We start from the raw sequence: 15,186 nt of genomic DNA on the forward strand, positions 1-15,186 counted from the left end.
TATCGTTCGGGCAGATCCCGACAGCCGCACTGAGAGGCAGCGGCACAAATACAAGTACGCCCTCGCTTTAAAGGTTGGCAGCCGTATCGCCGACACCAATCAAACGAATAAGTGTGGATACCGTCTTATGGAGCAAAACCCGCAGTCACAGCTGAAACTTCTTGTCCAACGTGGTAAGGAGCAAGGCTATCTGACCTATGCCGAGGTCAATGACCATCTGCCGGAAGATATCGTCGACTCCGATCAGATCGAAGACATCATCCAAATGATCAATGACATGGGTATTCAGGTGATGGAAGAAGCCCCTGATGCCGATGATCTGTTGCTTGCTGAAAACTCAAACAACACTGACGAAGATGCAGAAGAAGCTGCTGCACAGGTTCTGTCGAGTGTTGAATCAGAAATCGGCCGCACGACGGACCCGGTGCGCATGTACATGCGTGAAATGGGGACCGTTGAGCTGTTGACCCGTGAAGGCGAAATTGACATCGCCAAACGTATCGAAGACGGGATCAACCAGGTTCAGTGCTCTGTTGCCGAATACCCTGAAGCCATCACCTATCTGCTCGAGCAGTACGATCGTGTGGAAGCGGAAGAAGCACGTCTGTCCGATCTGATCACCGGCTTTGTCGATCCGAACGCGGAAGAAGACATGGCGCCTACGGCGACGCATGTCGGCTCTGAGCTGTCTCAGGAAGAGATGGACGATGACGAAGACGAAGAAGAAGAAGAGAGCGACGACGACAGCAGCGACGATGACAACAGCATCGACCCTGAACTGGCGCGCGAGAAGTTCGGTGAGCTGCGTACACAGTATGAAGTCACCCGCGACACCATTAAAGCCAAAGGCCGTAGCCATGCTGCCGCTCAGGAAGAGATCCTGAAGCTTTCTGAAGTGTTCAAGCAGTTCCGTCTGGTGCCAAAACAGTTCGATTACCTGGTTAACAGCATGCGCGTCATGATGGACCGCGTCCGTACCCAGGAACGCATCATCATGAAAATGTGCGTTGAACAGTGCAAAATGCCGAAGAAGAACTTCATCACCCTGTTCACCGGCAACGAAACCAGCGAAACCTGGTTCAACGCGGCTATCGCGATGAACAAGCCGTGGTCTGAAAAGCTGCGTGATGTGGCTGACGACGTCCACCGTGGTCTGCAGAAGCTGCAGCAGATTGAAGAAGAGACCGGCCTGACCATCGAGCAGGTAAAAGACATTAACCGTCGCATGTCCATCGGTGAAGCGAAAGCCCGCCGTGCGAAGAAAGAGATGGTTGAAGCGAACTTGCGTCTGGTTATCTCTATCGCCAAGAAATACACCAACCGCGGTCTGCAGTTCCTGGATCTAATCCAGGAAGGTAACATCGGTCTGATGAAAGCGGTTGATAAGTTCGAATACCGTCGTGGTTACAAGTTCTCCACCTACGCAACCTGGTGGATCCGTCAGGCTATCACCCGCTCTATCGCGGATCAGGCGCGCACCATCCGTATTCCGGTGCATATGATTGAGACCATCAACAAGCTCAACCGTATTTCCCGCCAGATGCTGCAGGAGATGGGCCGCGAGCCGACGCCAGAAGAGCTGGCCGAGCGCATGCTGATGCCGGAAGACAAGATCCGTAAAGTGCTGAAGATTGCCAAAGAGCCAATCTCCATGGAAACGCCAATCGGCGACGATGAAGATTCGCATCTGGGTGATTTCATCGAGGATACCACCCTCGAGCTGCCGCTGGACTCTGCGACCACCGAGAGCCTGCGTGCCGCCACGCACGACGTGCTGGCTGGCCTGACCGCCCGTGAAGCAAAAGTCCTGCGTATGCGTTTCGGTATCGATATGAACACCGACCACACGCTGGAAGAAGTGGGTAAACAGTTCGACGTGACCCGCGAACGTATCCGTCAGATCGAAGCGAAGGCGCTGCGTAAACTGCGCCACCCGAGCCGCTCTGAAGTGCTGCGTAGCTTCCTGGACGACTAACCCAGGTAAACAGCAAAAAGCTCCCAATCGGGAGCTTTTTTTGTTTATTCCCTCTCCCTGTGGGAGAGGGTCAGGGTGAGGGCATCAGGCCGCACCGTATTTAAAGCCCCCGCGTCACCAGCGCCTCATCCAGCTCCCGATACGCCTCCACCAGCTTCTCTACCGTCGCCCTGTTAAGCCCGCTCGGATTAGGCAACACCCACACCTGCGTCACGCCGATGGTGATGCTCTGCTTTCCCCACTGCACCCCACGCTGGCTGAACGCCTGCTCATACGCCTGCTTGCCGAGGATCGCCAGCGCCGCCGGCTGATAGTCCTCAATCTTCTTAATCAGTTCCCGCCCGCCGCTGCGTAGCTCATGCAGGTTCACCTCGCTCGCCTGCACCGTCGGCCGTTCCACCAGCATGGTGATACCGCAGCGGGTATCCAGCAGCTGTTGCTCCTCTTCCGGCTTCAGAAGTTTGTCGGTAAACCCGGCCTGATAGATCACCTTCCAGAAACGATTCCCCGGATGGGCAAAGTGAAAACCGGTATGGGCAGAGGACTTGCCCGGATTGATGCCGCAGAACACCACCCTCAGGCCTGGCGCAAGGATGTCGTTGATCATGTTTACTCCCGCTTAATGGTTCAGGCTCTAAGTATAAGAGATTGAAAATGGGTTGTTTATAAAAACAGCAGGCAGGCGGGTATGTCTGGATTGCGACGAGGAGTTACTTTATAATCCTCCGCCACGGCCCCTTAGCTCAGTGGTTAGAGCAGGCGACTCATAATCGCTTGGTCGCTGGTTCAAGTCCAGCAGGGGCCACCAGATAAAAAAAAGGCGTCAGATAAGAAATTATCTGACGCCTTTTTCGTTCAGCCTCTATTCAGGCAATATTAGTGTGTCCGGTACGGCTCCCTTACATAATCCCGCAGAATATACACCATGTCATGCAGCAGTCCCGCCAGATCCTCCGCCACCTTACCCGGCAGCATATTCGCCAGTAACGCCTGATTCAGCGAGCGCAGATATCCCACCATCAGATACGTGTCCTGCCAGCAGTCTGGCATGACGGATTCGGGCGGCTCATCAACAGTAAGCTGTGCCACCAGCTCCGGCGGTAAATCCTCATCGCACAGCTGCGCCAGACGGGCGAGCACGTGAGATAACCGCCCGCAAAGCGCCAGACGCGCAGACAGATCTTTTGTTTCCAGTAAGACATTCACATAGGCCGTGCACAGGTCCGTTACCTCAAACAGGTCGGCCGTGGCGGGGATTGGCGCGGTGAGCAGATGATGAATAACGCTTTCGTCAAATTCGGGATAAGACTGAGTTGGGATCGTAGCCATAAGGCATCCTCCTTGTACAAAGAATGAGATCAACGCCAGAGTTCCTACGCTCGGGGGGTGACGCTGACGGAGGTAGGAATGCCGACGTACAAGGGGATCGGCCAGCCTTTCGGCTGCTCCGCCAGCGCCACCGTAATCTTATCGGTATACGCGCTGGCAGGACACCAGAAAGTGAATCTGGGTCACCTTATACTGAATCGGGTTCCTACGCCCGGTTGCAGTTTCTTCTGCAACGCCCTCACCCTACTCCTCTCCCCGTCCCGCCAAAAGCAAAATCCCAACCTCGTTTTCATCTCTGCGAGCCGCCTTCCAGAATCCTACTCTCAACGCCCCAGCAAAAACGAATCGTCATTTTTTGTAAAATGAAATGGCGTTTTAGATATGTTCATCACAATTTACTTCTCGGAAATCGTTAAGATATCAGACCAGACAAACAGTAAGGTTTTTGTGTGGATAACTAACCGGTGTGAGAAACGAGGAGCATGCATTAGCGCTTTTATATAAAGCCAACACACGGATTTAACATTTTATTTTACAGCGCCAGAAAATAACTATCGGGATAACTCTCGGGGATGCGTTCGGCCTGAAAATTTTTTACTGACTATTTTGATACTCTCTTAAATACGGAAAACTTATCGTGGATTACATTATTAAAATACTTGGCACACCCGCGATTATTGTCGCGTTTATTGCTTTTTTAGGTCTGGCGTTACAAAGAAGCAGCCTCACCGATATTATTAAAGGCACCCTTCTTGCTTTTATTGGTTTTGTCTTAATTAAAACCGGCGGGAGTATTCTCGGCGGCGTCTTAACCATGTTCAGCGACATATTTACCAACGCATTTGGTCTGCGCGGGGTGGTGCCCAGCAACGAAGCGATTATGGCGCTGACTATCGATACGCTGGGCCGACCGGCGGCATTCATCCTGTTCTTTGCGATGATCATTAACGTGCTGCTGGCCCGCTACACCCGCTTTAAATCAATTTATCTGTCACTGCACCTGATCGTCTTTATGGCCTTCTCGGTGACCGCCGCGCTGGTGGGATTAGGTTACAGCGAGCAGTTCGCCATTATTTTCGGCTCGCTGGTGATCGGCACCTATATGGCAGTGTTCCCGACGATCCTGTCGCGCTTCAGCCGTAAAATTATCGGCCACAACGATTACTGCATCGCCCACGCCGCGTCCAGCTCCTATATTATCGGCTCGTATCTCGGGAAATGGTTTGGTGATACCTCGGTCAACGTCGAAGAGGTCAAAGTCAGCGGTAAATTCAGTTTCCTGAAAAACCCGGACGTGGCGACCTTTGTGACCATGTTCTTCCTGCTGGGCATCTCCTCCATCTTTGCTGAAGACGCTTTCCTCAACAACGTGCTGGCGAATAAACCTTATTTTGTCTGGCTGCTGGAAAAATCTGCGACCTTCGCAGGCGGGTTATATATCGCCAAGAAAGGCGTGGTGATGTTCACCGAAGAGATCGTGCCTGCCTTCAAAGGCTTCTCTCAGGTAGTGGCGCCAGGTTCTGTTCCGGCCGTGGATCCGATGGTGCTGTTCGACAAATCCCCGAACGCGGTACTGGTGGGCTTCCTTGTCAGCTTTGTGGCGGAACTGTGCTGCGTGGCGATCTTCCCGTTCATCGGTCTGCCGATCATTATCCCGGGCATTATGGCGAGCTTTATTACCGGCGGTAGTGCGGCGATCTTTGGTAATGCAACCGGTGGGTTCCGGGGGGCGGTACTGGCGAGTTTCGTGAATGGTCTGCTGCTGTGCTTCCTGCCAGCACTGGTCCTGCCGCTGTTTAACCATCTGGGCGTGAGTGCGGTGACCTTTGCCGATCCGGACTTCACCTTCCTGTCCGCCATCATCAAATACACCTTCGGCTTAGGCCATTAATCCTCTCACCGGCCCGTTCCCGGGCCGGTTTTTCCTGCCTTTATTTCGCTAACGACACCAGCATCTTCAGACTCGCAGAATAGTAATCCTCCTGCGTCGTGATCTGCGGATCGCCCGCCGGAAGTTGCCCCAGCGCCAAATCACGCACCGCCAGCAACCCGCCCGCCATCATATACGGCGCCGGATCGCCGGTGGTGACATTCACCCAGGCTGGCGTCTGGGTACGGGCAAACCGTCCCCAGTACGCGGTATAAGGCGCCATCAGCGGGCTGGAAGCATTCGCCCACTTGATATACAGCGGGACGCGAATCGCATCGTAGCTAAAGCGCGCCGGCCACTCTTTGGCCGGGGTCACGCGACCGTCGGCGTACAGGGAAACCCAGTCTGCGGGAAGCTGGGTATTGCCGAAGCGCATCTTCACCAGCAGCTTCTGTCCGTCATTGATCAGGTCACGCCACACCGTCAGATGACTGCGCTTCGCGAAATCCTCCCACGCCGGGAAGATAAAATAGGACGGGTTGAGATTCACGTAGCTGTTGAGGTTAAAGCCCTTCGCACCGGGCAGCATCACGCGGTAACCAGCAAAGCTGATCACGTTGCGGGCCAGCAGCGATTTAGTGATGGCGTCCGAGGCGTTCAGATAGTTATTGTCATTCCACTGGGTACCCGCTTTTAACAGCGCCCAGGCGATAAAGGTATCGCCGTCGGTGGCGTTGTTTCTGTCGGCGATCGGGTCCGGTGCCACCGGGTTATAACGCCAGTAGAACAGTCCGGTCTCGGGATTTTGCAGATTCTTTTTCGTCCAGTTCCAGATTTTGTCAAAACCGGCGCGATCGTTGTTACGCACCGCCATCATCATGGCGAAGCCCTGCCCCTCAGTGTGGCTCACACTGTTGTTGCCGGTATCAATGATGCGACCATCCGCCATCAAAAATCGCGCTTTGTAGCTGTCCCAGGCGGGGCCGGCAAAGGCCTGATGACTTAACAACAGTCCCAGCACCAGAACCAGGGTTTTACTTCGCTGCCACATGGCCGATCCTTATTGATTGTTTTGATATCTGAAATGGATAACCGTAGCCGAGGGGGATGCCTCGCGCCACAGTGATACGTGTGATTTGCCGCCCTGCTCGCGCAGCCAGCGGGCGTAGAGCCCCTCCAGCACCGCGCTGAAGGCATGGTTCCACGCCATTTGCTTTGGCTCTTCCGGCGGTACCGGCAACGCCGTATGGGCGATGCGGATCGCCGTCTCGCTGGCGTCAATATCAATATAGCCCCAGTTAAAGGCCGCGAGCCGGGCATTGATCTGCGCTTCGAGCTCACCCACGGTGTGGGCCAGCGCCAGCGGGAAACGCTCGCCCAGCGAGTCGCCCATCTGCACGAGGAACGAGCGGCTCTGCGCCTCACCGACGTTGGCTACCATACTCTCAATCATCACGTGGATCAGCGAAAACCAACCCGACTGCGTCTGTTGATGCTGGTAATACTGCAAAAGCTGTTGATCGTTCATTACTTATTCCCCAGAAGGTAGCGGAAGTAGAGGCTCGCGGTACTTTCGTTGTAATCACCAAAGGTGTCATAACCCACCTGTCCGCCGATGGTCATGTCTTTATTGAGTTTGTAGTCCGTTGACGCGCGCAGGGTGTATCCCAGGCCGTTCTCGCTGCTGCCCTTGTAGAACGCCTCTTTGGCAAAACCACGGGAGACATAATCTTCCAGCTGTCGCTGCATGGCGGAATCTGTCGGGAAGTACGGACTCTCATCCTGGGAGTAAGACTGATACCCCACCGATGCCCCTAAGCCCAGCTTCCAGTTGTCATATTTCTGGGTGTAATCCACCGGGAAGGAGACGCTGATGTAATCCTGCGGACTGAAATAGCCACCCTGACCGTAGCTGAAGTAGCTCAGGTTCTTGTCAAAGTTCATGTAGTTCATGTTGATGCCGGCTTTTAACTCGCGATCGGCAGCATAGTACGGACGGAAATAGACCCCCGCCGAACCGTTGACGCTGGTGTTGCTCGGGACGTTCTCCCCGACGTAGTCATACACGCCAAACCCGGCATAGAAGCCCGCATCGGTATTGTCATAGCTCAGCTGGGCGCTGCCGCCGTTTTTGGTGACCTGGCCCCACTTCTTGCCGCTGTACTTATCTTCCACCCCAACGTAGGAGAGCAGGCTGTCCACCACCGCGCGACGTTCGCCGGTCAGGATCAGCTTGAGGTAATCCGTCAGCTGCGGCGACCACTGCACGCCCCCTACCAGCGTATTCAGATCCTGGCCCAGCGGCGTGGAGCCGACATCAATTTTGTACTGCTCCCCGGTGAGTGCCATTGCCACTTCGACCCCCTGGGCACTTTGCGAGCCCTGGGACGGCACCTTGATTTTGTCGATGTTCGGCAGCTCTGGCGGCGTGGTGGTGGAGGCGTTATACAGCTCCTCGGCCACCCCACCCTGGATCAGCGCCCCGGTACCAAACCGGCGGCTGGATTCATCGGACGAGGTGCCTGCATCGAGGCTGATCGGCGTGACGTTAACATCCAGACGCGAATCGCCGAACGGCACGGTGGACCACTGCAGCGGGGCCTTGATCTCCGTCAGCTTGCTCAGCCCCTCTTCGCCGTCACGTGCGCGCAGGGCAGTTGAACCCCGCGCCCAGGTGGCGGTTTTGTCGACCAGCATCTCCATCATGTTATCCACCTGCCGCAGCGTGCCCGCCTGGGCAGTTTCTACCGGCAGATCGGTGCGCACGGTGCCCGGCGGCGCGGTCTGTGGATTACGCGCCAGCTGGGCCACCTGCCACGGCATCGCCTGGCCGTAGAGCGACGGTGAGGCCGCCTCCACGCCCTGGCTGGAGGTACCGACAAACGGATTGTCGGCCAGGGCCAGACCGCCCAGCATCGGGGCGGTTTCGCCGTTATTGTTCTGCAGGCCGAGCAACTTGCCGCGGGCGGTGCGCAGATAGCTCATCGCCTGCTGATGGTTGCCCTGGGCCTCGGAGACCCGGGCCAGCAGCAGTAAGCGTTCCGGGGTGCTGTCGTTGGTCAGCCCGGCGGAAAGCTGCTTCGCTTTATCCACGTTGTTGCTGGCAAGGGCCACGTCGATGGCCCCGGCGCGCGCGTCCTGCTGCGGCGTGTCGCGGGTCATCAGGTAGTCGTAAACCACCCCGGCCTCTTTGTTCATCTTCCCGGACTGATAGACGCGGGCCATGGCAAACATCAGATCGGTGTTCTGCGGATCGTTTTGCATGGCGCGGATCAGCTTGTCGTAGGCCGCCGCGTAGTTGCCCTGCACGCGCAGACGATCGGCCTCGTTGATCACGTAGCCGTTGCGAATGCTCGCCAGCTGGGTCGGGGTACTGCGCGACTGCAGTTCCGGGCTGGCAAGCCAGGCCTGAGCTTCGCTGCCCAGTCCGGCCTGGTTCAGGACCGCAACCTGATCGGCATAGTCCCCGGCATTACCCTGCACGCCACGACGCATATTGTCGTGCACCACGCTCACCGCAGTGGTGACATCGCCGCTCTGGGCCAGCATCCGCGCCAGCTTGCCGGCGTCAGCCGGGCTTTGCGGCGGACGTGATGCCAGGGCTTTCAGGGTGTTGGCCGCCGCGGTCCGGTCGCCCTGGGCCAGATAGCGTTCGGCGACGTCCATCTGCAGGTTGTAATTCACCCGCTGGGACAGTTCGCGCATATCGCCGTTCTGGCTGGAGGCCGGAATGCGTGACAGCAGCGTTTGCGACTGCTGCCAGGCGTTGTTTTCGCTGGCGAACAGGGCCGCCGCGTAGAGTTCGCTGTTGCTGGCGTTCGGGCGGAAGGCAGGCGTCATGACGTTAGCCGCCTCCGCGCTGCGCCCCTGCTTCTGCAGCAGTCGGGCTAAATCCAGACGCAGCCAGGGATCGGATGGATAGCGGGCCGTACCCTGCTGTAACAGGGCGATAGCGCGCTGCGGATCGCCGTTGGCCACCGCCTGCTGGGCCTGACGACGCAGCGGATCGGTGGGGTTACCGCCGGAGACGCGCGGCTGCAGCCTCGCCTGCAGGCTGGCAGGCAGGGTTTGCAACATCGCCTGGGCTTCGGCGGTTTTGTTCTGCTCACGCAGGACGTAGTAGAGGTTTTCCCGCGCCGCGCCGTTATTTGGCTGCTCGGTCAGCAGGCCGCGCAGGGTCTGCTCTGCTGCGGTGTAATCTTTGTTATGCCGCTGGACGTCGGCCCGGAACAGCTTCGCCGCCGCCCCCTGCTCGCCGCTGCGTTGGGTCAGGGGCGCGCTCAGCGCCAGGGCCTGGCTGACGTTACCCTGCTTGTAAGCCGCCTGCGCCTGGGCCAGCTGGCCGTAGAATTCGGCGTCCTGCGCCTGCTGTTTACGCTCGTCAGAAGCGGCACCGCCAAGGCTGGCCGCGCGGTTCAGGTACTGCGCGCCTGCGGCATAGTCGCCCTTGCGCAGGGCCACATAGCCCATCCCGGCCAGCGCATCGGCATCTTCCGGGTTGGCCTTCAGCACCTGCTCAAACTGGTTGCGGGCGGTATCGGTATTGCCGCTGTTCAGCGCCACATAGCCTTCGCCTTTTGCCGCTCCGCCGATGCTCTTGCGGTAGTGATCCTGCACCGCGGTATCGTTCGGATGACGCTGGAGGAAGGTCTGGTAATAGGCTTCGTCGCCCGCCTGCGGGCCCAGCCACAGCAGGGCCTGACGCAGGGATTTATCCGCATCCTGACTGCCGCTCGCCAGATCCTGCAGGATGTTCATCCCCTCGCGACGGGTGCTTTCCTGATAGGTCAGGACTTTACCCAGCGCAATTTTGACGTTGTTATCCTGCGGATACTGGACGCGCAGCTGACGCAGCTCGCTCACCGCCTGCGGATAGAGGGACTTGTCCCCCGCCATGGTCAGATAGTACTCCGGGGCCAGGCTCGGCGGCGGCTGATTGCCGGTAAACAGGCTCTGCCAGGTGGCCAGCGCGGCGGGAATGTTGCCGCTGCGCGCCTGCTGACGGGCCAGCTCCAGCTGCCCGCGCGGCACCTGCTGCATCTGTTTGGCGTTATCCAGCGCCTGCAAATTCGCATCCTGCGGCGAGACCGCCGTTAAGCGCTCGCGCCACTGGGCTGCCCCTTTGATGTCGCCGGCCTGCTGCGACCAGAGGGCCATCAGGTACAACGCCTGGGTGTTGTTGGCGTCGACCATCAGCACTTTTTTCAGCGATTCCATCGCCAGATTATCGTGAGACTTTTCGTGCCAGTAGTTGGCCTGATCGAACAGCGCTTTCAGCGCCGGGTTATTGGCTGACTGCGCGGCATCCGCCGCCTGGGCACCCTGGATGCCCCCGATCGCCAGCCCGCTGACCAGGCAAAGCACAGGCAGATGTCCGGCGGTTTTGTTTTTATTTTCCATAGTGTTACCACCCTTACTCACGATCTGAATCCTGTGGGTTAAGACGTTTGTGCGCGCGTTTTTTCAGTAACGAGTAGAGGCTCAGGCCAATAATCGTCGCGAACAGCAGTCCAAAAATCGCCAGCATGGCGGAGTGCTGCGTGGCATACCACACCACCATCATGTACCAGGGCATCTGGCCGCTCGGGAACTGCGGGCCGACGCGGAAACTGCGTACGCCGTTCTCATCGGTGATGATCGCGGTATCGCCGCGGATCCCGGCGTTGATGCGGGCGGAGTTGAGGTCGGTATGCAGACGCGCCAGCTGGGCGTCATCGCTGCCAATCGCCATCACCACCAGACGTTCCGGGTTCCACTGGGAGCGGAAGCTGACAAAGCCGCGCCAGGATTCGTTCGACGAGAAGTAGCGGTCGGCATCGACGCCGGACGCGTTCCAGTCTCCCTCCAGCAGACGCTGCGCTTTTTCCCACAGTTTCGGTTCCCGCACGCCAAAGGTGTGCTCGTTGCTGACAAACGGCGACTGCGCCAGCAGGGCGCGGTTAAAGGCGGTTTGATCCAGCGAGGAGACCGCCAGCACGTCGCTGTTGCTCAGGCGCAGCAGGTTCGCACCGCCGGACGGCAGACCAAACATCACGCGGTTATTGTTCAGCGCGGTGCCGGTGGCATTACCGGAACGGGCAGAGAGATCCAGCAGGGTGCTGATCTCGCTTTCGCTCGGGTTCTCCGGCAGGAGCAGTACCGTCTGGGAGAAGTCCGCCAGACGGGTGAACGGGAACGAGGCACCCACGAAGTACGACAGGTTTGGCAGCAGCGTGAAGTGGCGCGTGTTGCTCAGATCAATACTCGAGTCTTCGTCGATACGGCTCTTGATGTTGTTATTGAGCAGGACGCTGCACGGCGCAGTCTCTTTGGTCTGGATGTTGAAATAGAGTTGCAGCTGGTTGTCGCCGTAAATCAGGTACGGCTCCAGCGGCACCTCCACATTCTCCTGACGCGCATCGCCGCCAAGCTTATGCCACAGCCCTTCGAGCAGCCCCTGCTTGTTGACCGGCAGGTTGCGCAGGAACGCGCCGTTGAAGGTCATCGACAGGTACGAGCGCTGCTCGTCAATCCAGCTTTCGGACGGGAAGCGGTAGGCCACTTTCAGCGGAATGGTGTCCCCATCCCACATAAACAGATCCGGCGCAGCACGGAAGGCCAGGGTCAGCGGTTCGTGCCAGATGCCGGTCACGGTCAGGCTCTGATCCTTACGCATCAGCTCGCTCAGCAGCACCGGGCGATCGGTCGAGATCCAGCGCGGGGCATCGTAAGGTTTGCTGACCGGGATGTTCTGCGCCTCAACCGGCAGGCTGGTGGTCTGGCCGTTGAACTGCCCACGGGTCAGACGGTACGCGGCGCTTTTAAGCTGCTGCTCGTTGTTCCCTACCACCAGCAGCAGCTTGTAGATCGGGTTGCCGGGGTTATCCACCACCTGCAGCGTGGCTCCGTTCGAGGCTGGCAGTGTTAAGCCGCCGATGGACTCGCCCGGTTTACCAAACAGGATGCCGTTTTTCTCCGGCAGCTGATCGTGTAATGCATCAAAGGCGATGCCGCGATAGTCCGCTTCGATACCCAGCCAGGAGGCGATCAGCGCCGCGGCACCCACCTGCTCCGGCAGGGTTTTGGCCGGGAACGCGAAGGTCAGCGTGGTCGGCGTCATCTGCATTTCGTCGAGGAACGGACGCGGGAAGTGGCTGAGATCCGCAGCAATGTTCAGCTGCTGCGCCTCCAGGTCCAGCCGCGTGTTCGGCATGATGGTGACCTGGTAGCTGTCGGACAGATCGCGCTGGCACAGCAGCGCATCGCCGTCGTTAATTTTGAAGCTGATGTTGTTGCGGGATACCACCATCGCCGCCGGAATATCCAGCTGATAGCTGGAGACATTGCTGTCGGCGGAGCCCAGCGGCACCGTCCCCAGCGGCTGGCCGTTGAGCATCAGCTGCAGGGTGGTATTACGTGCCGCCATCGCCGGGGAGACCTTGAGGTTCAGCTCCAGCTGCGCGTTAGTGATCACCTGGTCCGCCGAGAGGGTAAAGTCGATCCCGCCCTGCAGCTGGCCGCCGCTCAGCACCACGCCGTTTGGCTGACCCATCTGGGCCACGGAGATGCTGGTGGTGGTGCCAGGGGTGATGCCCATTGGTGCCGCAGACGCGGCATCGGGTGTCGGTATCGCAGGCGCAGCCTCAGGCACCGGGGTCGTCTCCTCGACCGGCGGGGTCTGGAAGGCAGGCAGCGTGTCGGGGGCGGGCAGCGTGGCCGGAGCCGTGTCGGCCGCAGCAGGCACCGCATCAGGAGCAGGCTGCGCCGCATCCGTTACCGGCGGCGGGAGATCCACCGGCAGCAGCGATTCCACGGTGGTCGGCTCTTCCGCCGTCACCGGCTGCACCAGCACGCCGAACATCAGCGCCATCTGCAGCGCTTTACGGGTCATCCCTTTCATACAGCGGTATCCTCGTTGGCGTTATTCCCGCGGCGGGCGTCATCATGGCGATGACGGCGCTTTTCACGACGGTCCTTCCAGGTCAGCCAGAACAGATCGAATACGCTGCGAATAATGATAAACAACGAGCGGAACGGGTTGTCCTGCGCTTTCGGCGGGTTGATCCACGCATCGGCGCGGGCCAGTACTACGCGCACCAGTTCGCGACGGCGGTCCAGCGGGATCTCGTCAAACATCAGGCGAATGTACTGCTCGTCGTGGGCAATCACGCTCACCGGAATACTGATGGCCCCGGACTGCAATTGCAGCTCTATCTCTTCGATCTCGTCGTTGAGGTGACGGTCATCCACCACCGCAATACGGCAGCCGCCCATGGAGAGATCCAGGGTATGGCTGCGCGAGGAGATGCCGCTGGCGTAGTGAATTACTACCGGCACGGTGGCATCAATACGGATGGTTTTACGCGTCTGACGGGTCTCCCGCGCCACGGCAATGGCGGCCAGCAGGAAGATTAAACTGTAAACGCCCCAGCCGACATTGAGGGCGATAACCATCGGGTCTACCCCGAAGTAGTCATGGCCGACAGCACGCACAATCCCGGCGACAACCCCTGCCGCCAGCAGCACCGCAATAATCAGGTGCGGGCGGACAATGCTGAAATCGAAATAGCCCACGTCCAGCAGCGCGCCTTTATCGGTCACGTTGAACTTGCCACGTTTCGGGAAGATCAGGGTAATCACCGTCGGCAACACCAGGTGGAAAGCCAGCACCAGGTCGTAGATCTCCCCCCAGAAGCTGTAGCGGAACCGCCCGTTGACCCGCGAGTTCACATAGATACAGAGGAACAGGTGCGGCAGCATGTAGGCGAAAATCAGGCTCGCCGAGGAGTGGATAATGTTCAGGTTAAACAGCAGGTACGCCAGCGGCGCGGTGAGGAACGCCACGCGCGGCAACGCAAACTGGAACGAGAGCATGGCGTTGAGGTAGCAAAGACGCTGCTGCCACTTCAGACCCCGGCCCAGCAGCGGGTTATCGACGCGCAAAATCTGGGTCATGCCGCGCGCCCAGCGGGTACGCTGTATAACGTGCACCACCAGACGCTCGGTCGCCAGCCCTGCCGCCAGGGGGATATCGAGATAGGCCGACTTCCAGCCCAGACGCTGCATCTTCAGGGCGGTGTGGGCATCTTCGGTCACGGTCTCAACCGCAAAGCCGCCAATCTCCTCTAACGCGCTGCGACGGATCACCGCACAGGAGCCGCAGAAGAAGGTGGCATTCCAGTTATCGTTGCCGCGCTGGATCTGCCCGTAGAACAACTGACCTTCGTTGGGAATATCGCGGCCCGCGGAGAGGTTACGCTCGAACGGATCCGGTGAGTAGAAGTAGTGCGGAGTCTGCATCAGCGCCAGACGCGGATCCTGCAGGAAGGCCCCGACGGTCGCCTGCAGGAAGATACGCGTCGCCACGTGGTCGCAGTCAAAGACGCAGATCAGCTCGCCCTTGGTAAGCTTCATGGCGTGGTTGAGGTTACCCGCTTTGGCGTGGGAGTTGTCGTTACGCGTGATGTACCCTACCCCGACGTTGGCGGCAAATACCGCAAACTCGTTGCGCTTACCGTCATCCAGCAGGTAGATCTTGAGCTTGTCTGCCGGGTAATCCAGGCATTGCGCCGCCAGCACCGTATCGCGCACCACGTCCAGGCTTTCGTTGTACGACGGAATATAGATATCCACCGTCGGCCACTGCGCCATATCATCCGGCAGCGGTACGATCTTGCGCTGGAGAGGAAACAGGTTTTGCAGATAACTCAAAATAATGGTTATCCAGATATAGAGTTCGGCAAGAAATAACCCGATCCCCAGTATGGCTTCTATTTCTGAATTAAAGTGCAGCGTCTGCGTGGCCCGGAACCAGATATATCGTGTGGACATTAAGACCGCCACAATCATCATAATGACCGACACACGGTGATGTTTGCTAAAGCCAAGCAGCATCAGCGCCCCAATGCTGATTAAGCCGAAGATATACTGCTTCTGGCTATCCATTGGGGTGATAATAATTAATACGGCGATGGGTGCTAAGACCAATAGCAGTAGATAAAACAGCGCCTTTTTCATAGGACGTCCTGAAATT

General features: G+C 58.3%; 9 protein-coding genes and 1 tRNA gene. 3 read left to right on the forward strand and 7 right to left on the reverse strand.

Translation table 11 applies throughout. The annotated features are described in order from the left end of the window. The first annotated feature begins 85 nt into the window (after positions 1-85). Complete coding sequence (gene rpoD, locus G7090_RS20090) at positions 86-1,975, forward strand: RNA polymerase sigma factor RpoD (protein WP_225759489.1); 1,890 nt, start codon at positions 86-88, stop codon at positions 1,973-1,975. 100 nt (positions 1,976-2,075) lie between these two features. On the opposite strand, the gene mug is transcribed toward rpoD, so the two are convergent. Beyond that, a complete protein-coding gene (gene mug, locus G7090_RS20095) occupies positions 2,076-2,582 on the reverse strand; it encodes a G/U mismatch-specific DNA glycosylase (protein ID WP_106995868.1) in 507 nt (168 codons plus the stop codon). Positions 2,583-2,707: 125 nt separating this feature from the next. On the opposite strand from mug, the gene G7090_RS20100 reads away from it, so the two are divergent. Then, positions 2,708-2,783 (forward strand) — tRNA-Ile (locus tag G7090_RS20100). A gap of 68 nt (positions 2,784-2,851) precedes the next feature. Here the strand turns inward: G7090_RS20100 and G7090_RS20105 are convergent. Continuing rightward, positions 2,852-3,304: a hypothetical protein gene (locus G7090_RS20105; RefSeq protein WP_166184084.1), complete on the reverse strand. Its 453-nt coding sequence runs from the start codon at positions 3,302-3,304 to the stop codon at positions 2,852-2,854. 637 nt (positions 3,305-3,941) lie between these two features. Here G7090_RS20105 and G7090_RS20115 point away from each other — a divergent pair. Next, on the forward strand, positions 3,942-5,195 hold the full coding sequence (locus G7090_RS20115) for a PTS ascorbate transporter subunit IIC (RefSeq protein WP_166184086.1): 1,254 nt from the start codon (positions 3,942-3,944) through the stop codon (positions 5,193-5,195). A gap of 40 nt (positions 5,196-5,235) precedes the next feature. Here the strand turns inward: G7090_RS20115 and G7090_RS20120 are convergent, their stop codons facing one another. From G7090_RS20120 to bcsA, 5 genes are read right to left on the reverse strand one after another with little or no spacing between them, the layout of a single operon-like run. After that, positions 5,236-6,225 carry a glycosyl hydrolase family 8 gene (locus G7090_RS20120; protein WP_166184088.1) on the reverse strand — a complete coding sequence of 330 codons (990 nt, stop codon included), beginning with the start codon at positions 6,223-6,225 and terminating at the stop codon, positions 5,236-5,238. 9 nt (positions 6,226-6,234) lie between these two features. Next, a complete protein-coding gene (gene bcsD / locus G7090_RS20125; protein ID WP_106995873.1) occupies positions 6,235-6,702 on the reverse strand; it encodes a cellulose biosynthesis protein BcsD in 468 nt (155 codons plus the stop codon). Further along, positions 6,702-10,574, reverse strand: coding sequence for a cellulose biosynthesis protein BcsC (locus G7090_RS20130; protein ID WP_166184090.1), 3,873 nt, complete (start codon positions 10,572-10,574; stop codon positions 6,702-6,704). The genes bcsD and G7090_RS20130 overlap by 1 nt, the downstream gene beginning before the upstream one ends. Before the next feature lie 13 nt (positions 10,575-10,587). Further along, positions 10,588-13,053, reverse strand: coding sequence for a cellulose biosynthesis cyclic di-GMP-binding regulatory protein BcsB (bcsB, locus tag G7090_RS20135; protein ID WP_166184092.1), 2,466 nt, complete (start codon positions 13,051-13,053; stop codon positions 10,588-10,590). Further along, positions 13,050-15,170: a UDP-forming cellulose synthase catalytic subunit gene (bcsA, locus tag G7090_RS20140; RefSeq protein WP_166184094.1), complete on the reverse strand. Its 2,121-nt coding sequence runs from the start codon at positions 15,168-15,170 to the stop codon at positions 13,050-13,052. The genes bcsB and bcsA overlap by 4 nt, the downstream gene beginning before the upstream one ends. Positions 15,171-15,186: the final 16 nt, after the last annotated feature.

The sequence above is a fragment of the Leclercia sp. 29361 genome (genome assembly GCF_011290365.1).
Classification (GTDB): domain Bacteria; phylum Pseudomonadota; class Gammaproteobacteria; order Enterobacterales; family Enterobacteriaceae; genus Enterobacter; species Enterobacter tamurae.